The 18,239-nt window shown below is 69.5% G+C and carries 15 protein-coding genes and 3 pseudogenes; 15 read left to right on the forward strand and 3 right to left on the reverse strand.

The window, feature by feature from the left end; all coding sequences use genetic code 11:
- Window positions 1-68 precede the first annotated feature (68 nt).
- The 3 genes from ABXS69_RS04475 to ftsY all read left to right on the forward strand — a co-directional run bounded on the left by ABXS69_RS04475 (window position 69) and on the right by ftsY (window position 6,599).
- Entirely contained in the window at window positions 69-3,872 is a 3,804-nt protein-coding gene (locus ABXS69_RS04475) for an AAA family ATPase (RefSeq protein WP_366181348.1), read from the forward strand.
- Between the two features lie 258 nt (window positions 3,873-4,130).
- Entirely contained in the window at window positions 4,131-5,363 is a 1,233-nt protein-coding gene (locus ABXS69_RS04480) for a hypothetical protein (protein WP_366181349.1), read from the forward strand.
- 33 nt (window positions 5,364-5,396) lie between these two features.
- Window positions 5,397-6,599, forward strand: a complete 1,203-nt coding sequence (ftsY, locus tag ABXS69_RS04485) for a signal recognition particle-docking protein FtsY (protein WP_366181350.1) — start codon at window positions 5,397-5,399, stop codon at window positions 6,597-6,599.
- A gap of 168 nt (window positions 6,600-6,767) precedes the next feature.
- On the opposite strand, the gene ABXS69_RS04490 is transcribed toward ftsY, so the two are convergent.
- Complete coding sequence (locus tag ABXS69_RS04490; RefSeq protein WP_366181351.1) at window positions 6,768-7,031, reverse strand: hypothetical protein; 264 nt, start codon at window positions 7,029-7,031, stop codon at window positions 6,768-6,770.
- Between the two features lie 178 nt (window positions 7,032-7,209).
- On the opposite strand from ABXS69_RS04490, the gene ABXS69_RS04495 reads away from it, so the two are divergent.
- A complete protein-coding gene (locus ABXS69_RS04495; protein WP_366181352.1) occupies window positions 7,210-7,698 on the forward strand; it encodes a TipAS antibiotic-recognition domain-containing protein in 489 nt (162 codons plus the stop codon).
- The gene (gene ffh / locus ABXS69_RS04500; RefSeq protein ID WP_366181353.1) at window positions 7,632-9,350 is read left to right on the forward strand and encodes a signal recognition particle protein; all 1,719 of its coding nucleotides are present in this window, start codon (window positions 7,632-7,634) and stop codon (window positions 9,348-9,350) included. Before ABXS69_RS04495 ends, ffh begins: the two co-directional genes overlap by 67 nt.
- A 625-nt stretch (window positions 9,351-9,975) precedes the next feature.
- On the opposite strand, the gene ABXS69_RS04505 is transcribed toward ffh, so the two are convergent.
- Both ABXS69_RS04505 and ABXS69_RS04510 read right to left on the reverse strand, forming a co-directional pair.
- Complete coding sequence (locus ABXS69_RS04505) at window positions 9,976-10,581, reverse strand: DDE-type integrase/transposase/recombinase (protein ID WP_366181526.1); 606 nt, start codon at window positions 10,579-10,581, stop codon at window positions 9,976-9,978.
- Window positions 10,578-10,961: a transposase gene (locus ABXS69_RS04510; protein WP_366181354.1), complete on the reverse strand. Its 384-nt coding sequence runs from the start codon at window positions 10,959-10,961 to the stop codon at window positions 10,578-10,580. Before ABXS69_RS04510 ends, ABXS69_RS04505 begins: the two co-directional genes overlap by 4 nt.
- Window positions 10,962-11,017: 56 nt before the next feature.
- Here ABXS69_RS04510 and ABXS69_RS04515 point away from each other — a divergent pair.
- The 10 genes and pseudogenes from ABXS69_RS04515 to ABXS69_RS04560 form a co-directional block, all read left to right on the forward strand.
- Window positions 11,018-11,266: pseudogene (locus ABXS69_RS04515) on the forward strand (IS1634 family transposase); the annotation flags it as partial.
- Window positions 11,267-11,282: 16 nt separating this feature from the next.
- Window positions 11,283-11,421: pseudogene (locus ABXS69_RS04520) on the forward strand (ISL3 family transposase); the annotation flags it as partial.
- A gap of 1,105 nt (window positions 11,422-12,526) precedes the next feature.
- Entirely contained in the window at window positions 12,527-13,735 is a 1,209-nt protein-coding gene (locus ABXS69_RS04525) for a hypothetical protein (RefSeq protein WP_366181355.1), read from the forward strand.
- A pseudogene (locus tag ABXS69_RS04530) lies at window positions 13,728-14,117 on the forward strand (ATP-binding cassette domain-containing protein); the annotation flags it as partial. The gene ABXS69_RS04525 and the pseudogene ABXS69_RS04530, both read left to right, overlap by 8 nt.
- The gene (locus tag ABXS69_RS04535) at window positions 14,056-14,643 is read left to right on the forward strand and encodes an ATP-binding cassette domain-containing protein (RefSeq protein WP_366181356.1); all 588 of its coding nucleotides are present in this window, start codon (window positions 14,056-14,058) and stop codon (window positions 14,641-14,643) included. The pseudogene ABXS69_RS04530 and the gene ABXS69_RS04535, both read left to right, overlap by 62 nt.
- Window positions 14,640-15,380, forward strand: a complete 741-nt coding sequence (locus ABXS69_RS04540; RefSeq protein ID WP_366181357.1) for an ABC transporter permease — start codon at window positions 14,640-14,642, stop codon at window positions 15,378-15,380. The genes ABXS69_RS04535 and ABXS69_RS04540 overlap by 4 nt, the downstream gene beginning before the upstream one ends.
- 35 nt (window positions 15,381-15,415) lie before the next feature.
- Window positions 15,416-15,583, forward strand: coding sequence for a hypothetical protein (locus ABXS69_RS04545; protein ID WP_366181358.1), 168 nt, complete (start codon window positions 15,416-15,418; stop codon window positions 15,581-15,583).
- 34 nt (window positions 15,584-15,617) lie between these two features.
- Window positions 15,618-16,553: an ATP-binding cassette domain-containing protein gene (locus ABXS69_RS04550; protein WP_366181359.1), complete on the forward strand. Its 936-nt coding sequence runs from the start codon at window positions 15,618-15,620 to the stop codon at window positions 16,551-16,553.
- Complete coding sequence (locus ABXS69_RS04555; protein WP_366181360.1) at window positions 16,537-17,460, forward strand: hypothetical protein; 924 nt, start codon at window positions 16,537-16,539, stop codon at window positions 17,458-17,460. The genes ABXS69_RS04550 and ABXS69_RS04555 overlap by 17 nt, the downstream gene beginning before the upstream one ends.
- Before the next feature lie 151 nt (window positions 17,461-17,611).
- On the forward strand, window positions 17,612-17,743 hold the full coding sequence (locus tag ABXS69_RS04560; protein WP_366181361.1) for a hypothetical protein: 132 nt from the start codon (window positions 17,612-17,614) through the stop codon (window positions 17,741-17,743).
- Window positions 17,744-18,239 lie beyond the last annotated feature (496 nt).

Here is an 18,239-nt window from a genome sequence, read left to right on the forward strand (position 1 = left end):
GTAGCCGGACGGGGCAGGGCCCTCGGCCTCCTCGGACGACGGTCCACGGCGGACGGTATCGTGGGGCCGTGCACCTCAAGACGTTGACGATCAAGGGCTTCAAGTCCTTCGCCTCGTCAACCACGCTGCGCCTAGAGCCGGGTATCACCGCCGTCGTCGGCCCCAACGGCTCGGGGAAGTCCAACGTCGTCGACGCCTTGACCTGGGTCATGGGGGAGCAGGGCGCCAAGAATCTTCGCGGCGGCACCATGGCCGACGTCATCTTCGCCGGCGCCGGGTCGAGGCCCGCGCTTGGGCGCGCCGAGGTCTCCCTGACCATCGACAACGCCGACGGCGCCCTGCCCATCGACTACTCCGAGGTGACCATCACCCGCACGCTCTTCCGGGGCGGTGGGTCGGAGTACCAGATCAACGGCGCCCAGTGCCGCCTCCTCGATGTCCAGGAGCTCCTGTCCGACACGGGCCTGGGGCGCCAGATGCACGTCATCGTCGGCCAGGGGCAGCTCGACGCCGTCCTGTCTGCCACGCCAGAGGACCGCCGCGGCTTCATCGAGGAGGCCGCCGGCGTCCTCAAGCACCGGCGCCGCAAGGAGCGCGCCCTGCGCAAGCTGGACTCCATGGCGGCCGACCTCGCGCGCGTCGCCGACCTGGCCAACGAGCTCCACCGCCAGCTCGGGCCCCTGGCCAAGCAGGCCGCCGTCGCCCGCCGCGCCCGCACCATCCAGATCGAGGTCCGCGACGCCACCGCCCGGCTGCTCGCCGACGACGTCGTCGCCGCCCAGCAGCTCCTCGAGGCCGGCCAGGAGGACACCGCCGCCGTCACCGCCCGCCGCGCCGCTGCTGAGGAGGCCGAGAAGGCCGCCCGAGACCGCCTGGCCGGGCTCGCCGAGGTCGAGGCGGGCGCCGGGCGCAGGCTCGCCGCCGCCACCGAAGTGTGGGAGAGCCTCACGGACGCCGCCCAGCGGCTCTCCTCGCTCGCCGACGTCGCCGTCGAGAGGGTCAGGGGCCTGGCCAACGCGCCCAAGCCGTCCTTCGGCACCGACCCTGAGGAGCTGGACCGGCGCGCTGAGGCCGCCGCCGCCGAGGAGGCCGAGCTCGCTGAGCGGATCGAGTCGACCCGCAGCGCGCTGGCCGCCGCCACCCAGGAGCGGGCGGAGGCCGAGGCAGCGCAGAGCACCGCCGAGAGCGCGCTCGCCGCCCTTCAGCGCAGTCAGGCCGAGCATCGGGAGAGGGTGGCGCGCGCAGGTGGCCGCCTGGCCTCCGCGCGTTCCCGCCACGAGGCCGCCACCGCCGCCCGAGAGCAGGCCCGCATCGCCCTGGCCGCCGCGGAGGAGCGGCGGGCCGCCGCCCAGGCCGCTGTGGAGGAGGCAGCCCCCGGGACCGGTGACGGCCCGGCCCCGTATGAGGACGCGCCGGGGAGCGCCAGCGCCGAGCAGGTGGAGGCCGCTGCCCGTCACGAGGCGGCGACGGCGGCCCTGGCCTCCGCTCGCGACGCGCTCGCCGCCGCGACCGAGGCCCGTTCCCAGGCGGCCTCCGAGCAGGCCACCTGGGCCGCCCGCCGCGACGCCCTGGCGCTGTCGCTGCGCGCAGAGGACTCCACCGCCGAGCTCGCCGAGGCCGGCCTGGAGGGACTGCTCGGTCCGCTGCCCGAGCACGTGAGCATCGAGAAGGGCTGGGAGAACGCCATCGCCGCGCTTCTCGGGGATCTGGCCGCAGCCGCCCTGGCCGCCGACGAGGCCGCGGCCATCGGCGCCCTGGAGCGCGCCCGCAGGGCCGAGGCCGGGGCGATCCGACTCATCATCGCACAGGAGGGGGCGGGCGACGACGGGGCCGCGGGGGCGCTCGAGCCCCCGGTGGAGGGGGGCGGGACCGGTCTCGATCGTGATATCGACCGGTCTCGGCCCGTGCCGCCGGTGGAGGGCGCCGTCCCCGCCAGGGGCCTGGTCACCATCCAGGCGGGTACCGCGCAGCGCTCCGGCCTTCAGGCCGCGCTCGATCGCCTCCTCGCCGGGGCGTGGGCCGTGCCCGATCTCGCCACGGGCGCCGCGGCGCGCGCCACCGACCCACGGGCAAGAGTCGTCACCCGCGACGGCGACATCCTGGCCCCCGGATGGGCCGCCGGAGGCGGGCGCGGCTCGGCCAGCGTCCTCGAACTCGCCGCCGCCCATGACGAGGCCGCCAGCCGGGCCGAGGCCGCCCGCGAGGCCCAAGAGGCGGCGGAGACGGCCCTGGCGGAGGCCCGACAGGCCGAGGAGGCCCGCAGGCACGGCCTCACCGCCGCCCTGGAGCGGCTCCGCCGCGCCGACGCCGAGGCCGCCCGCGAGGCCGAGGTCCTGGCCCGCCTCGTCTCCGCCGCCCATGCGGCCACCGAGGAGGCCGGGCGCGCCGGGCGCGTCCTGGAGCGCGCCGAGGAGGAGACCGCCCAGCGCGCCGCCGAGCTCGCTGCCGCCTCCACCGCCCTGGCCGAGATCGAGCAGGACCGCGGCTCGGGCGCCCCCGACGGCGGGGAGGGCGCCGGGGGAGGGGCGCCGGTGGACGCCGAGGTGGCCATCGAGGAGGCCCGGGCGCGCCGCGATGAGGCGGCCGAGGCGGCCACCGCTGCCCGCGCCGCCGAGACCGATGCCCGTCTCGCCCTTCGCACCGCCGAGGAGCGCGAGCGCTCCGGGCGGGGCCGCTCCGACTCCTTGCGCTTGGCCGCCCGGCGCGAGCGCGAGTCCCGGGCGGCGGCCGAGCGCGCCCAGGAGCGCCGGGCTCGACAGCTCCTCGTGGCCAAGCGGGTGCGCGATGAGGCACGGCGAGCCGCCGAGGCGGGTCGCGAGTGGGCCACCGAGGCGGCGGATCGGCGGGCCGCCGTCGAGGCGGAGCGCGCCGAGTCCCTGGAGGCCACCCGGGGGGTCCGCGATGAGATCGACCGCCTCACCAAGGAGATCGCCGCGCTCACCGACGCCGCCTACCGGGAGGAGATCGCCCGCGCCGAGCACCGCACCCGCCTGGAGGCCCTGGCCGAGCGGGCGCTGACCGAGCTCGGGCTCGAGCTCGACCCCCTGGTGGAGGAGTTCGGGCCGCATATGCCCGTCCCCGAGATCGAGGAGGGCGACGCCGAGCTGGCGCCAGGCCCGCCAGAGCGGCCGGGCGCCCCCGAACCGGAGGCCGCTGCTAGGGAGGGGACCGACGCGCAGCGCGCTCCGCGGGCACCGACGGCCCGTCCCGGGCGGCCCTACGCGCGCGCCGAGCAGGAGAAGCGCCTCGCCCGGGCCAAGCGCGATCTCGCCCGCCTGGGCAAGGTCAACCCCCTGGCCTTCGAGGAGCACGCCGCGCTGCAGCAGCGTCACCGCTTCCTTGCCGAGCAGCTCGCCGATCTCAAGCGCTCGCGCGCGGACCTGCTGGGGATCGTCGAGGAGATCGACGCGCGCGTGCAGGAGGTCTTCACCTCCGCGTATCAGGACACGGCCCGTGAGTTCACCTCCGTGTTCGACCGCCTCTTCCCCGGCGGCGAGGGCCGTCTCGTGCTCACCGATCCGGGCGACATGCTCACCACGGGCATAGAGATCGAGGCGCGGCCGGCGGGAAAGAAGGTCAAGCGGCTCTCCCTGCTCTCCGGCGGGGAGCGGTCCCTGGCGGCGGTGGCCCTGCTCATCGCGATCTTCAAGGCGCGCCCCTCGCCCTTCTACGTCATGGACGAGGTGGAGGCGGCCCTCGACGACACGAACCTGGGGCGACTGCTGGAGATCTTCACCGAGCTTCGCGAGTCCAGCCAGCTCATCATCATCACCCACCAGAAGCGCACCATGGAGGTCGCCGACGCCCTCTACGGCATCACCATGCGCGACGGCGTCACCCAGGCCGTCTCCCAGCGCCTCGCGCGTGAGTGAGCCGGTAGAGTGGGAGAGGAAACGCGTCCGACGAACGATGAGGTTTGAGGGCGCGTATTGGCTCAGTAGTCCCCCTAGCGCGTTGATGTCAATCATGTGAGGGGTTCTCGAAGGGCTCCGCGTGCTGGCTTGAGAGGATTTGGTGCAATGATTGATGATCGGCACGATAGGCTAAAGAAGTGGAGTCGCTCGCGAGTGAGGCTGTCTCTTTTTCACGGGTGGATCGCGTTTTGGATGGCACTATTTTGTGGCGGGGGCGTGGCTGTGCTCGTGTTTGTCGGGCCCATGCTCTTCCATGGAACGCGCGATGGCGTGTGGCGGGGCTTGGTGTCATTGCGTGAAGGCTTGCTGAGCGTCCTTCATGTCTTCGGGTTTGGTGGAAGTCTTAAAGATGGGGTGACGCTGGCCGCGACGTTCTCCGCCTTGGCGACATTTATAGCCGGCGGGGCGTATTATTCTTACGGGCAGGCCTCTGTTGAGAGGCGCGAGGGGTTGGTGAGGCATTCGCTGACCGATAGCATGTTGAATTCCTTTGTTTTCGCGTTTCTTTGGTCTCTTGTCCTGTACTGCTCGGGCTTCGTGCTGTTCGTCTATGGCCCACTGCCTTTTCTTGGGCCTCTTTCGGGGGTGAATTGGGTTGCCAGAGGCGTTGGATCGCTCTTCGGCCTGATCATCCTGGCTGGACCGCTCATGATTGCCTGTGCGTCCCCATTCTTGTTGTGGGTCCGTACCGCGGTGCACGATGTGGGGGATGTTTCAAATCGATTGCACATGGTCGATCGTGAGATCGATAGATTGGGTGGAGCGAAGTGGGGTCCTGGGCGGGCTCGTGTCACCAAGGGCTCCGTTTTGCCTGCTTCGAAAAGAATTGTCGTGGCGGTATTGTGGGCCCTGTTGCTGGCTTGCGTTTCGCATTTGCGCTCCTGGGATTCTTATAGTAATGATGTGCTTGTTTCTGCGCTCGTCGGCGCGTTGGTCGTATTTTCTCAGTCGAGAATGACTGTATTGTTGGTGCTGTACGGGACCTCTAAGTTCTCCGATCGGGGAGTGGTGCTATGTTGTCGTGCCGTTGTCGCCCTGTACGCCCTCCTGGCGTTGAAATTGTTTCTTCGCGCCATCTTGACTAGTAATGAGGGTGGGCGTTCCGCCTGGGCGGTATTTCTTGCGCTATTACTTGTTGGGACGTATTCCGCTGCTGGTGTCGTCATATTCGGGAGTGTTGAAGCGTTTTTCCATCCATTGAGAAGCTCGTTCGCCCGCCGTATAAATCGCTTGGTTGGCGAGAAGTCCATGCTGGAGGAGGAGTTGGAGATCCTGGGGGCCGAGGCTCGATCAACCTCCAGGGAAGGGGCGCTTGGACTGCGGGCAGGGACTCGAGGAGCGGCTCGATCTAAGAATATTTCGCTGCCAGCGCGGTGGTACGGCGCTGGTGCGTCGATGTCGATCCGTCGCCGTCGGCGCCCTCGCGGCGACGCGGCAACCGGGGGCTGACACGGGGCGCGGGGCATCGGGCATGATGGGGGCATGGACCCGATGCTCATCGTGATTGCCGTCCTCGCCGTCCTCGCCGTGGTGGGAGGGCTCTGGCTCGTCTCCGGCCGCCGCCGTCGCGGCCAAGCACCCCCCGAGGTCAGCGCCCACAAGCCCCTGGGGCGCGAGGAGGCCGTTCCCGCTGCCGGCCCTGAGGGTGAGGGGGAGAGGCCCGGGTCCTCCGGCGAGGCCCCTGAGGCCGAGGAGGGCGCCGGTGGCGCCGTCGCCACCCTGGAGCGTCCCGAGTCCATTCCCGGGCGCATGCAGCGCCTGCGCGCCCGCCTGGCCGGCTCCGGGGGCTTCGGCAAGGCCATCCTGTCCGTCCTGTCCCGCGGCGACCTGTCCGAGTCCGACTGGGAGGAGATCGAGGACACCCTGCTCACCTCCGACCTCGGCGTCGAGGTGACCATGGAGCTCATGGACGGGCTGCGCACCCAGGCCAAGGTGCTCGGAACCTCCGACCCCGGGGCCATCCGCGGCGTCCTGCGCTCCGGGCTCCTCGAGCTCGTCGACCCCACCATGGACCGCTCCCTCAACCTCGCCCGGCCCGAGGCCACCGAGGGCGCTGGCCTGACCGTGGGGGCCGAGCCCGCCGCGGCGATCCTCATGGTCGGCGTCAACGGCACCGGCAAGACCACCACCTGCGGCAAGCTCGCTCGCGTCCTCGTCGCCCAGGACAAGACCGTCGTCATGGGCGCCGCCGACACCTTCCGCGCCGCCGCCGCCGAGCAGCTGTCCACGTGGGGCCAGCGCGTGGGCGTGGAGGTCGTCCGCTCCGAGCGCGAGGGCGCCGACCCCGCCTCCGTCGCCTTCGACGCCGTGCGCAAGGCCGCCGACCAGGGCGCCGACGTCGTCCTCATCGACACCGCCGGGCGCCTCCAGAACAAGGCCGGCCTCATGGACGAGCTCGGCAAGATCAAGCGCGTCATGGGCAAGATCGCCCCCGTCGGCGAGATCCTCCTCGTCCTGGACGCCACCACCGGGCAGAACGGCCTGCGACAGGCCCAGGTGTTCTCCGAGGCCGTCGGCGTGACCGGCATCGTGCTCACCAAGCTCGACGGCACCGCCAAGGGCGGCATCGTCGTCACCGTCCAGCGCGAGCTTGGCGTGCCCGTCAAGCTTGTCGGCCTGGGAGAGGGTGCCGACGACCTCGCCCCCTTCGACCCTGAGGGCTTCGTCGACGCCCTGCTGGCCTGAGGGGGGCAGCGACTCCGGGTCCGGCCCGCTCTTCACGGCGGCGCCCCCGGCGCGTCTTGGCGGATGCTCCCCGCCTCCCGCGCTGCCGAGCCCTGGCTCGCGAGCGGCCTGGGGCGGCGGGGCGGAGGTGGAGCGGGCCCGCGCGCTCCCAGAGCCCCGCCCGCACCCTCAAACCGGAAGAGCCAGTAAAAACAGCGATCCTATTAAGAGGAGGGCCGACGCGATTGCGGCGGCAATTAACTTCTTCCCGAGATGCTCCCGGGCGGAAGGTGATTTGCTGGCCATTGATCGGGATAAAAATTCTGCTTCTGCGAGAAGAAGCAGGAACGCGGCAGCCCAAGCCCACCAGGGGATGCCCTGGCTGAACATCCATGCGACCCCGATGACGCAGGCGGCGATAAGGAAGCTGTGCCCGCGACTGGTGCTCGGCATCGAAACGCTCCTCTGTGGGGCTGAGGTCAATCGTCAGTAGGGAATCTCGGCGACCCGGGCGCCGCCAGCCGATTCGCGATCAGCGGCGATGGTGGCGCCAGCGATTGGGGCGGCGGAACCGGCTGCGCCCGCTGATGCTGGAAGGCGAGCGAGCCCTCCTCGCGTGATATTGAGGACGATGTCGTCGAGCGAAAGTGAGGAGCACGCCGCCGAGGCCGAGGAGCGCTGGGGTGGAACCGAGGATCGGGCGGAGTCCGAGCGCCGCGAGGCCGCCATGGTGCTGGACGACTGGGCGCGGGCGGCCGACGAGGCCAAGCGCTTGGAGGCCGATCTCGCCGATGCCATGCGCCGCGGCGTCGCCCCCGGAGGCCAGGAGGCCAACGCCCCGGCCGCCTGGCTCAAGGAGATCATCGACGCCTCCGCCCTCGCCCATGGGGTGGGCCCGGGCTTAGTCACCTGGGAGCGACGCGCGGGGCGGGGGAGCGCGCTTGCCCTGGCCGCTATCCTGGGCGGCAGCAACGCGCGATGCCCGGGCGACGCCATGCCGCCCGGGCACAGCACCCCCCCGATCGGCGCGCCCGCGCCCCAGGAAGGACCCCCGTGTTCGGCAACCTCTCCGACCGGCTCACCGCCTCCTTCAACTCTCTGCGCGGCAAGGGCTGCCTGACCGAGGCCGACGTCGAGGCGACCGTCACCGAGATCCGCCGCGCCCTCCTCGAGGCCGACGTCGCGCTGCCCGTGGTGCGCGCCTTCACCGCCGCCGTGCGCGAGAAGGCCGTCGACGCCGCGCGGTCCCAGGCGCTCAACCCCGCCCAGCAGGTCATCAAGATCGTCAACGACGAGCTCATCGAGGTCCTGGGCGGCGCCACCCGCGAGATCAACTGGGCGGACCGCGGCCCGACGATCATCATGCTCGCCGGCCTCCAGGGCGCCGGCAAGACGACGCTCGCGGGGAAGCTCGGGCGCTGGCTCAAGGGCGATGGCAAGCGCGTCCTGCTCGTGGCCTCCGACCTCCAGCGCCCCAACGCCGTCACCCAGCTCGGCGTCGTCGCCGAGCGCGCGGGCGTGGACATCTGGGCCCCTGAGCCCGGCAACGGCGTCGGCGACCCGGTCCGGGTGGCCGCCAGCGGTGTCGAGCAGGCCCGCGCCAAGGGCTACGACGTCGTCGTCGTGGACACCGCTGGCCGCCTGGGCGTGGACGCGGAGATGATGGACCAGGCGATCCGCATCCGCGACGCCGTCGCCCCTCACGAGATCCTCTTCGTCCTGGACGCGATGGTCGGACAGGACGCCGTCAACACCTCGGTGGCCTTCCGCGACGGCGTGGGATTCACCGGCGTCGTGCTCTCCAAGCTCGACGGAGACGCCCGCGGTGGCGCGGCGCTGAGCGTGCGCGGGGTCACCGGCGCCCCGGTCCTGTTCTCCTCCACCGGTGAGGGCCTGGACGACTTCGAGCGCTTCCACGCCGACCGCATGGCCAGCCGCATCCTCGACATGGGCGACCTGCTCACCCTCATCGAGCAGGCGGAGAAGACCCTCGACGCCAAGGAGGCCGAGGACGCCGCCGCCAAGCTCGCCAAGGGCGAGTTCACCCTCGACGACTTCCTCACCCAGCTGCGCCAGATCCGCAAGCTCGGCTCCATGAAGAAGCTGCTGGGCATGATGCCCGGCATGGGGCAGATGCGCGAGGCCATCGAGGCCTTCGACGACCGCGAGGTGGACCGCATCGAGGCGATCGTCTGCTCGATGACGCCCGCGGAGCGCAAGGACCTCACGATCCTCAACGGCTCGCGCCGCACCCGTATCGCCAAGGGATCGGGCACCACCGTCCAGGCGGTCAACGAGCTCGTCGACCGCTTCGAGCAGGCCAAGAGGATGATGGAGGCCATGGCGTCGGGCGGGATGGGAGGCGCGGGTGGAATGCCCGGCATGGGGTCGCTGCCGTCCATGGGCAAGCACTCCAAGGCCCGACAGGCCCCCAAGGCCAAGAAGGGCAAGGGCGGCAAGAAGGGGCGCTCCGGCAACCCCGCCAAGGCCGCGCGCCAGGCCAAGCAGGCAGCGCAGGGTGCCCCGGAGGCACCCGCGGCGCCGGTGGCCGGCTCCTCCTTCGGACTGGGCTCGGCGCCTGCCGGGGGCGCGGGTGGCACTGGGGGTGGGGCGGGGGGCTCCGCTGGCGGCTACGGCATCATGCCGGGCCAGCAGTCCGCTCCGGCCCAGGCGCCCGCGCAGCCGCAGCAAGCCGCCGCCTCCAGCGGCGACGACGTCGCCGACGCCATGGCCGCCCTCCCCGAGGATCTGCGCCGCCGCCTCGGGCTCTGAGGAGGGCGGGGCCGTCTTCATCATCGAGTTCGTCCTTTTCATGCCGAGTTCGGTAGGTAAGGGGGCGAACTCGACGGCGAAGGGACGATCTCGGCTATGGGGCCTGCGGGCTCAGGCGCCGAGGACCTCGATCCGGCACCGGGTTCCCGGTGCCTTGGCGATGCGCGCGTCCCCGGTGACCAGGGCGCAGTCCTCAGCCTCCGCGAGGGGCACGTAAGCGGCGTCGTAGGCACTCAGGTTGTCCCGCAGCTCCCAGATCCGGCCGATGAGGGGCGGGTGGGATAAGTGCTGATGTCCATCGCCCTGAACTCGGTCAGCGCGCTCAGCGCGGCCCCTTCAGCGAGTTTGCGTCCGAGCACGCGGCCTCGCAGGGAGGAGACGACCTCGAGGGCCAGGATCTCGGGAGCGATCCAATGAGGGTCCTCGCTGAGGCGGCTACGCGCGTCCCTACCAGGGTCCCCGATGTGGGAGAGCGCATGCACGAGTGGATCGTCCCGGGTTTTGTGGAGGGGTTGTTGTCACGCGGCGGCCTTCTGGTCGTCGCGGTGGGTGTCATAGTAGAGGGCCTCGGCGGCGGCGTTGCCTGGGGGAGGAGCCGACCTTCCCGGTGGACGCCTCGATCCCCTCATCGGTCAGCCGCTGGCTGTAGCGGACCGGTCAGGTACTGCGACCCATGGTCCGAGTGCTGGATGAGCCCTTTGAGACTGCGCCCCTCTCGGCTGCCCCTGGCCCAGACGGCCTGCTCCAGGGCGCCGAGCACGAAGTCGGTGTCCATCACCGTGGAGACCGACCACCCCACGATCGCCCTGGAGTACAGGTCCATGACGAACGCGGTGCACCACGAGCCCGGACCAGGTGCGCACGTAGGTGAAGTCCACGACCCAGCGCTCATCGGGGCGCTCGGCGGTGAAGTCCCTGCCCAGCAGGTCCTGCAGACAGGGACCGTGTTTGGCGGGGTGGTGCGCGTCGACCTTCCCGGCCCGATACCAGTCAGCCCCAGGGCGCGCATGCGCCGCTCGACGGTGCACCGGGCCACCGGCTCGGCGCCGGCCTGGGTGTTGAGCAGCCTCCAGGTCTTCCTGGCCCCCAGCGCGGCATTGAGGGCATTGGAGGCGCGCAGCGTCGCGATGCGCTCATCGAGGCGCGCGTCCGACAGCGCCCTCGCGGACGGAGGGCGCCTCCTGGCGGCGTAGAAGGTTGACGGGGCGATCTGGCAGCCCGAGTCCGTCAGGACCCGGCAGAACCGGCACGGGCCCCGTGCTCCTTGTTGTCCTCGATGAAGTCCACGAGGTCTGCTACCGGCGCTCGAAGCTCCGCCTGGGCGAAATACGCGCCCGCTTCGCGCCCGATCCCACCCACCCGCTGCGGCTCGCGGCTGGCGGCCTCCAGCTCCCTGATCCTCCGGGCGTCGTCGGTGGTGGTCCCGGGTCGCTGACGGGCGTCGATCTGGGCCTGGCGGACCCAGGTGCGCAGGGTCTCGGCGTTGATACCGAGCTCGTCGCCGACGCGCTTGAAGCAGCCCTTCGCGCGGTCGGGGTCGGCCAGGGCGTCCAGGCACAGCCGGATCCCCCTCTCCTTGAGCTCCTCGGGGTACTTCTTGGGTGCGGGCATGGTCCTCATCCTTCCGTGGAATCAGACCCTCCACCACACCCGGGACGATCCACCGGGCCCGTCCCGTCTTCCACCGCCTCAAGGACTCCATCGAGGCCCACCTGACCATGGTCATGGCCTCACTGGCCGTGGCCCACCACATCCAGGACGCCACCGGGATGTCGATCAAGAAGATCATCCACGCCCTCAAACCCCTCCAGAGCGTCGAGATCACCATCGCCGGCCACACCATCACCGCCCAGCCCCAGCTCACCGCCCAAGCCACCGACATCTTCACAGCCCCCGACATCGACCCGGCACACTAACGTGTCAGGAGTCAGGTCCAACGGGCCCACCGAGGCCACGGGCGGGCGCCTGGAGCACCTACGCGGCATCGCCCAGGGCTTCCGCAATCTCACCCACTTACACCACCCGAAGCCTCATTCACGCCGGAGGCCTCAGACACCGACTGAGCACTTGACCACCCCTCAAACCGGAAGAGCCGGAATCCCCGTGATACCAATGAAACCCTGGGTTCCGACCAGCATAAGGTGTCCTATAAGTCGGAGGAACCGCATAGTCGCGGCGAAAATTCCGGCACGCTTCGTTGTGTCCTTGACCGGTTCATGTGTGGCCTGTATTCTCTTCGTGCGGGTCGTGGTAGGGGTGCTCACCGCCGAGCATATCTCTATCGCGATAAACGCTGTCCTTATCCCTTCGTTCTTTCCTGAGGGGGTGTACCCATGCGTATCAATGACTTGACTGCCGCCTCGTTCGAGGTGTCCGAGGTCGCCGACGCCCTGCTATCGTGTCCACGAGCACCTCGTCCGCCTCGTCGACGAGTTCCTCCTGCGCCTGAGCCCAGGCATCGTCGGCGGGCCGTCCTGGAGGTGAAATCCGGGCGACCCGCCGACCCTATGACCGTAAGTGGGACTCGGCGGACCGCCATGACGAAAGGAGCGCCCCCTGCTCTCCACCAGCCTCGACCGCCCGCCTGTTCACCCGGTGCCGGTTCACACGCAGGTTCTCTCCGCCGCCGTTGACCGACCCATTCCTGCGGACATTCCCGAGGGCGGCACCGTCGTCATCGATGTCGGCGTCGGTCATCTCGTCTACTCCACGACCTCGGACGGCGACACGGCCTGTCCCGAATGTGTCCGACTGCGGTGGATCAACTCCAGGCCGACATCCGAGCGCGAGGTGCTGCTGTCGGGTGCCACAGTGCTGCGCACCGGTCGCGCCATCAACCCATGGGCGGACTCGGTGCTGGCCGCTGCGGTCCGTGCCTGTCCCTCGCCGGGGACAGTCCTCCGCATACTGTCAGGTGGCTGTCCAGTCCCGCCAACCATGATAAGCAGCTCGACGACCTCGAGGGCTTCCTTGCCAACTGGACACAGGACCCCGTCGGGACTGCTCGCGCCTTCCGCACTGCTCGGATCGACGTCGTCGGTGAGGGGACCGACGCCGTTGCCCTCATGCGGACGCTGCGAGACAACGGTTCAATCGGTGTCCGCTCCGCCCTCGTCGACGAGCTCGAAGGCCCGTGGGTCGTCGCCTGTGGGTCGGTGCCAGAGGAAGAGTTGCTTATGATCGCCAGACGCGCTGAGGCGGGCGAGTTCACGCTCCTGCCGCTTGTCGCCCTCGATGACGCGCTCGTCCTCGGTCCCGTCGTAGGCGCCGGCTACCCGTGGAGCCTGCGCGACGTGTTGTCCGCCGTGCATCGGAATACCGATCTCCCTGACACGGAGACGGCCCCCGCAGCCGCATCCGCCCCGCTCGATCTCATGGGCACGCACGCCGCCTTCGAGTTGTTCCGGGAGATCACAGGCGTCCTGCCCTCTCAGTTATCGGAGCGCGTCTGCGTCATGGATGTGCCATCTCTCGACATGCACCTCGAGCGGCCAGTCGTCCCGTTCGGCACCGCTGGCCCGAGAGCAGTGACAGCGGCGTCGGATCCTAAGGCCCCTGTGGCCGTCCAGGATGACGTCCTGGACTCCCTCATGGCGCTCATGGCCCCTCGCACCGGCCTCGTGTCGCGGGCCGACGATCTCGACCTGCCTCAGGAGCCGCTGTTCCTCGCGGCTTTCATTCATGGGTGGAACGAGTCCCGCCGCAGCGTCGGACACAGCCGCGAGAACCTTGCCTCCGCTCGTCGCGAGGCCCTTCTCGACGCCGTTGCCCAGGTCGCCGCCTCCTCAGCCGGAGAGCCGGCGTCGGTGGCGGCCGGTGTCGATGTGGATGACGCCAGGCGGCGTGCAGGCTGGATGGAGGCGACGCGGGTGCTGACCCAGCGCATCCCCACCATCGGTGCCACACCCATGCTCCTGCCGTTGCCGACCGACCCGCTTTCTGACCTGCTCATTCGGTTCATGATGTCACGGGGGCTGGTGATACGGCTCCTGGTCTGGCCGGACGTGTCCGATCGTCTCGTCGTCGGCGCGGCGACCGACCCAACGGGCGCGGTGGTTGGATGGACCGCGCAGGCCGCTCCGACCCTCGACGACGCGGCGCTCGTCGTCCTGGACCGACTCACCGCCTCGGTCCAGGAAGGAGTGGAGGAGGGCGCTGGCGGGCTGCCCGACGGGTTCGAGAGCGCTCTGCGCGACGTCGCTGAGGCGCCGTGGGGCACGGGTGCTATTGGTGCCGCTCAAACCCCTGTCACGTGGGAGACGGCGCTCGGGGCGGCATCGACGAGCGCACGCATCGTCGACGCGACCCCGGAGGGCATCGTTCAGATCACCCCGGTTCGGGCCTACTCCGTCGCTGTCGAGAGTGAGGGGAGGCTCAATGACTGAGCCGATTATCCGGGTCAGGGGGGTCTGTCACTCATTTGGCGACCGCGACACCCTTCACGAGGTCGACCTCGATGTGTCGCCGGGCGAACTCCTGGGAGTCGTCGGTCCGAATGGAGCGGGTAAGACCACTCTCATCCGACTCATGCAAGGCCTGCTGCGACCGACGTCGGGCTCCGTCACCACCTTCGGTGTCAGGGCGTGGCCGCCCGACCGCGCCCGCAACGGGCGAATCGGTGTACAGCCGCAGGATCCGGCACTGTTCGAGCAGTTGACAGTCGGGGAGCAGCTGCGCCTGTTCACTCGACTCCGCGGGACCGATGATGCCGAGGCAGCGCGGTGCGCCAGTCGGCTTGCCCTGGACGACTGCCTCGACGTGCGGCTCGAGCGGCTCTCAGGGGGGGCAGAGGCAGCGGTTGTCGGTGGCCTGCGCCTTGGTCGGCGCACCCGAGTTGCTCTTCCTGGACGAGCCGACTGCAAATGTGGATCCCATCGCGCGGCGCCGGATGCGGACGGTCCTCAGGGAGGCCGTTTCGAAGGGCGCCGCAATGGTCTATACGTCGCACGACCTGAACGAGGTGGGGGACCTATGCGACCGCGTCGTCGTCCTCGCGAGAGGACGAGTCGTCGCCAAGGGCACTCCGGGAGAACTCGAGGAGCGCTCGGGTCTCCAGACGCTGGAGGTGCGCACCGACGAACTGGTCGCCGTCGGCGAGTTGGATCTGCCCGAGGTCGTCGGGGCCGACCTCGACGGCGATGCCCTCCTGCTCGTGTCGCGCGACGCCGCGCACACGTCGGACGCGGTCCGACGCGTCGCCCCGGATGCCCGTCTCACGGTTCGGTCTGAGTCTTTCGAGGACCTTTACGTCCGGATGGTCACCCAGGCGGAGGAAAGGAGCGTGGAATCATGAAGCCTCTTCTGGAGATGACTCGGGCGGCCCTGATCTACAACATCCGGCAGCCGGCCACGCTGCTCTTCGGTTTCGTCATGCCAGCTGGTATCATCATCGTTCTCCACATCATCGGGGGTAACCTTCTCGGTGCCCCGGACGCCGCCGGACAGGTCGTGCCGGGCGTCCTCGCATACTCCGTGGCGAACGCCTCGCTGAGCAGCTCGGGCCTGACCCTCACTGCTTGGCGCAGCAGCGGGCTGCTGGCGCGCCTCCGTCTGCAGCCCGTCAGCGCCTGGGAGGTGATCGGGGCGCGGTTCCTGGTCTCCGTCATGGTGACCCTCCTGCAGGGCGCCGTCTTCGTCGCCCTGGGCGTCGCTTTTCTGGGACTGCGCCCAGGCGGGTTCTTCGCAGTCGTCGCCCCGCCAGCGATCGTGCTGAGTGGTCTGGTCTTCTTCCTGATCGGGGGAGCGGTGGGAATGCTCGCCCGCTCCCAGGAGGCGGTCTCGGCCGGCGTCAACCTCATCCTTCTGCCGTTGGGCCTGCTCTCCGGATGCTTCCTGCCACTCGGCGTACTCCCCGCCCGACTCGCATGCGTCATGGAACTGACACCGCTGACGGCCACGGCTCAGCTGCTGATTGGCTCGGCGGGCGGTGTGTCAGCCTCGTCCGGCCTCGTTTCCTGGGCTGTGCTCGGCGTGAGCGCAGCTCTCGCTGGCCTGCTCTTCCTCATGGTCTACAGATGGAAGACCACCTGATCGCCACGACTCTCAGTAGAAAGGAGGAGATAATAATGACCAGTCAACCGATGACCCTCGCCCTTGACCACCTGGAGGATCTGATCGCCAGCAGCTTCGAGATTCAGAAGCTCCAGGAGGTGGAGCTGACGGACCGGGTGTATATGTGCAGCACCAGCTCGACCAGCTCTACCAGTACGGCCAGCACCGCCCATGGCGGCTGACCGCGCCACCACCATCCCAACCAAGGAGGCAGTCATGGCGGCGATCACGACCGACGGACTGACCAAGAGATTTTCGTCAACGACCACTGCGGTGGACCATGTCAACATCACTGTGGCGGAGGGCGAGGTCTACGGCCTGCTCGGACGCAACGGCGCGGGCAAGTCGACCTTGATGGGCATGCTGCTCGGGCTTCTCGAGCCGACCTCGGGATCTTTCCAGATCTTCGGACGGTCCGGCTCGAGGGCCCGTGCGGCCTCCGACGTCGGAGCGCTCATCGAGTCGCCAGCGTTCTACCCCTTCCTCTCCGCCCAGCGCAACCTCGAGGTCATTGCACGCTACTGCGGCGCCTCGGCGAGGGACGTCAGGCGCGTCCTGGAGCGCGTCGGCCTCGATGACGTCGCTGGACGGAGGTTCTCTCGCTTCTCCCTCGGCATGAAGCAGCGGCTCGGCGTCGCGGCGGCTATCCTCGGAGACCCCGCACTCGTCGTTCTCGACGAGCCGACCAACGGCCTGGATCCACAGGCGATCGCCCAGATGCGGGAGCTCATTCGGTCACTACGATCCGAGGGGCGGACGGTACTGCTGTCCAGCCACATCCTCGCCGAGGTCGAGCAGGTCGTAGATAGCGTCGCGATCATCGCTAACGGCGCCGTCGTGATCGAGAGCTCTCTCCCGAATCTGCGGGCCCGGCATGCCTCGGACGGCGTGACGGTCGTCGTACGGACTGACGACAACGCGGCACTTCTCCCCGCCCTCGAGGCTCTCCCTGGCGTCAGTGAGATCCGCTCGCTCCCCGACGGCGGCATCCGCCTCAGGACCGACGACGAGACGGCGCGCGGACTCGCCAGAGAGTTGACGCGCCGCAGCATCGGCTTCACCGAGCTCACCGTGGAGACGGCGACTCTCGAGGCCCTCTTCCTTGAGCTCACTGCACAGCAGACAGGAGACCCCGATGACCACAACGACTGAGCATCCAGCCTCCGGGATGGCGCGAACCGGTGAGACTGCGGCCGACGTTCCTCCTTCCCGGTCGGGCCCGGGCGTTGCTGCGGCCCTCCAGGGCGGCGTCGTCACCTTTCTAGCGCGGCCCCTCGTGTGGGTCCTCGTTGTCGTCTGGCTCTTCCAGATCGTCGTCTTCGCCTACGCCATCAACGCCGCAGTGGTCTCCCAGGCCCCCTCCTCGCAGACCAATGCCGTCATTGTCGCCTGCCTCGGCGTGAATGCCGCGCACGCGTGGCCTCTGGCGTCGATGCCCACATACGGCGCCTTCGTCTTCATCCTCCTGGGATCCCTCGCGGGGGCCTCCGACTACCGTTACGGAACGTTCCGGCTGATCTTGCCGCGATACGCATCGCGTGCCGGTCTTCTCGGCGCACGCTTCGCCTGCCTCGCCGTCCTGTCGGTCGTCATGTCCGCCCTGACTCTTCTCGTCTCCTTCGCGGCGAGCGCGATCGTGTCACCCTCCCTCGGCCTCGACGCGGCCGCCCCGCCCGTCTCCGACGTGGTCGTCTCTCTCGGACTCGGCGCGCTTGTCATCCTGGCGATGATGGCGATCGGGTTCGCCGCCTCCATCGCGCTGCGCAGCCTCCTAGGCGGCTTCCTCGTGGGATTCGGATGGGCCGTCGGAATCGAGGTCCTCCTCTTGCGCATGCTCTCCCCACTGGCCGACTGGGTGGACAGCGTGCGGGGGCTGCTCCCCGTCGGAGCCTCCTCCACCCTCATTGCCCGCGTGGGTGAGCGGGCCGGCCTCGATACTGCCGCCACGACGGGCCTTTCGGAGCTCGTCAGCCCCTGGGCGTCGGCGGCCGCCCTCATCGCCTGGACGGTCGCCCTGTTCGCTACGGCCATTGTGCTGTTTCGGGGACGTGACGTCTGAGGCGCGCGGCGGCGAGCACTGACGACGTTGTCGTTGGCTCATGCGTCCGGACTGATCGGTCTGGGGAAAGTGGCTCGGCAACTGGGTTCCGCCTAGTCCATCATAGTTTCTCACTAGGTTACCAGCTGGATTCCGAAAGGAGGTGACTTCAATGAGCATGCACGACCTGAGTGCCGCGTCCTTCGAGATTACCGAGGTCGAGCAGGTCGACGGTGATTGGATCTTCGTCTCGACGAGTAGTGCGAGCTGTTCGGCGACGTCGTCCACATCGAGCGGTGCCTGACACCGGCGTCGTCAGCCGTGGGTGCCTCCGCTGCGGGACGTCGAGCCCGCGGCCCGCGCGGAGGCGCTCACGGCTGTGTTACGCTTCGGGCGTGATGGGGCAGTGATGCAGGGGGAGGGAGTCACTGTTGTGGGCGCGCTGGGGAGGTGCCCGGAGGAGTTCTGTGATCGGGCCGCGAGGTGAGAGGGCTGGGCGTCCTGGGCGCGCGCTGCCGCGGGAAGGCGAGGACCACGGCGTGGGCCCCGGGTGGGAGTGGCCAGCCGGGCCGGTCGGCTGGCGCTTCGGGGTGGAAGGCGCCGAATCGGTTGTGGGCCTGCCGATGTCACCTGTGTTCGCGCCCCCCGTCGAGCACGAGGATGCCTGGGCCCTCCAGGCCGCCGCCGACGAGGCGCCACCAGACCCCGGCAAGCGCCGACCCGCCGGGACCAGATGAACAAGCCTCCACAAAACCCGGGGCTTGACAGGCCTCGGTTGCGATCCGGTCCACCCCGCCCAG

It is taken from the genome of Actinomyces timonensis (assembly GCF_040702965.1).
Taxonomy (GTDB): Bacteria; Actinomycetota; Actinomycetes; order Actinomycetales; family Actinomycetaceae; genus Actinomyces; species Actinomyces timonensis_A.

What these genes read in the sequence shown, in the direction of transcription:
- ABXS69_RS04535 (WP_366181356.1), top strand. Translation starts at nt 14,056, where the DNA reads ATGCCGAGGCAGCGCGGTGCGCCAGTCGGCTTGCCCTGGACGACTGCC.
- ABXS69_RS04540 (WP_366181357.1), top strand. Translation starts at nt 14,640, where the DNA reads ATGAAGCCTCTTCTGGAGATGACTCGGGCGGCCCTGATCTACAACATC.
- ABXS69_RS04550 (WP_366181359.1), top strand. Translation starts at nt 15,618, where the DNA reads ATGGCGGCGATCACGACCGACGGACTGACCAAGAGATTTTCGTCAACG.
- ftsY (WP_366181350.1), top strand. Translation starts at nt 5,397, where the DNA reads ATGGACCCGATGCTCATCGTGATTGCCGTCCTCGCCGTCCTCGCCGTG.
- ABXS69_RS04490 (WP_366181351.1), bottom strand. Translation starts at nt 7,031, where the DNA reads ATGCCGAGCACCAGTCGCGGGCACAGCTTCCTTATCGCCGCCTGCGTC.
- ABXS69_RS04495 (WP_366181352.1), top strand. Translation starts at nt 7,210, where the DNA reads ATGTCGTCGAGCGAAAGTGAGGAGCACGCCGCCGAGGCCGAGGAGCGC.
- ABXS69_RS04525 (WP_366181355.1), top strand. Translation starts at nt 12,527, where the DNA reads ATGATCGCCAGACGCGCTGAGGCGGGCGAGTTCACGCTCCTGCCGCTT.
- ABXS69_RS04560 (WP_366181361.1), top strand. Translation starts at nt 17,612, where the DNA reads ATGAGCATGCACGACCTGAGTGCCGCGTCCTTCGAGATTACCGAGGTC.
- ABXS69_RS04555 (WP_366181360.1), top strand. Translation starts at nt 16,537, where the DNA reads ATGACCACAACGACTGAGCATCCAGCCTCCGGGATGGCGCGAACCGGT.
- ABXS69_RS04510 (WP_366181354.1), bottom strand. Translation starts at nt 10,961, where the DNA reads ATGCCCGCACCCAAGAAGTACCCCGAGGAGCTCAAGGAGAGGGGGATC.
- ABXS69_RS04545 (WP_366181358.1), top strand. Translation starts at nt 15,416, where the DNA reads ATGACCAGTCAACCGATGACCCTCGCCCTTGACCACCTGGAGGATCTG.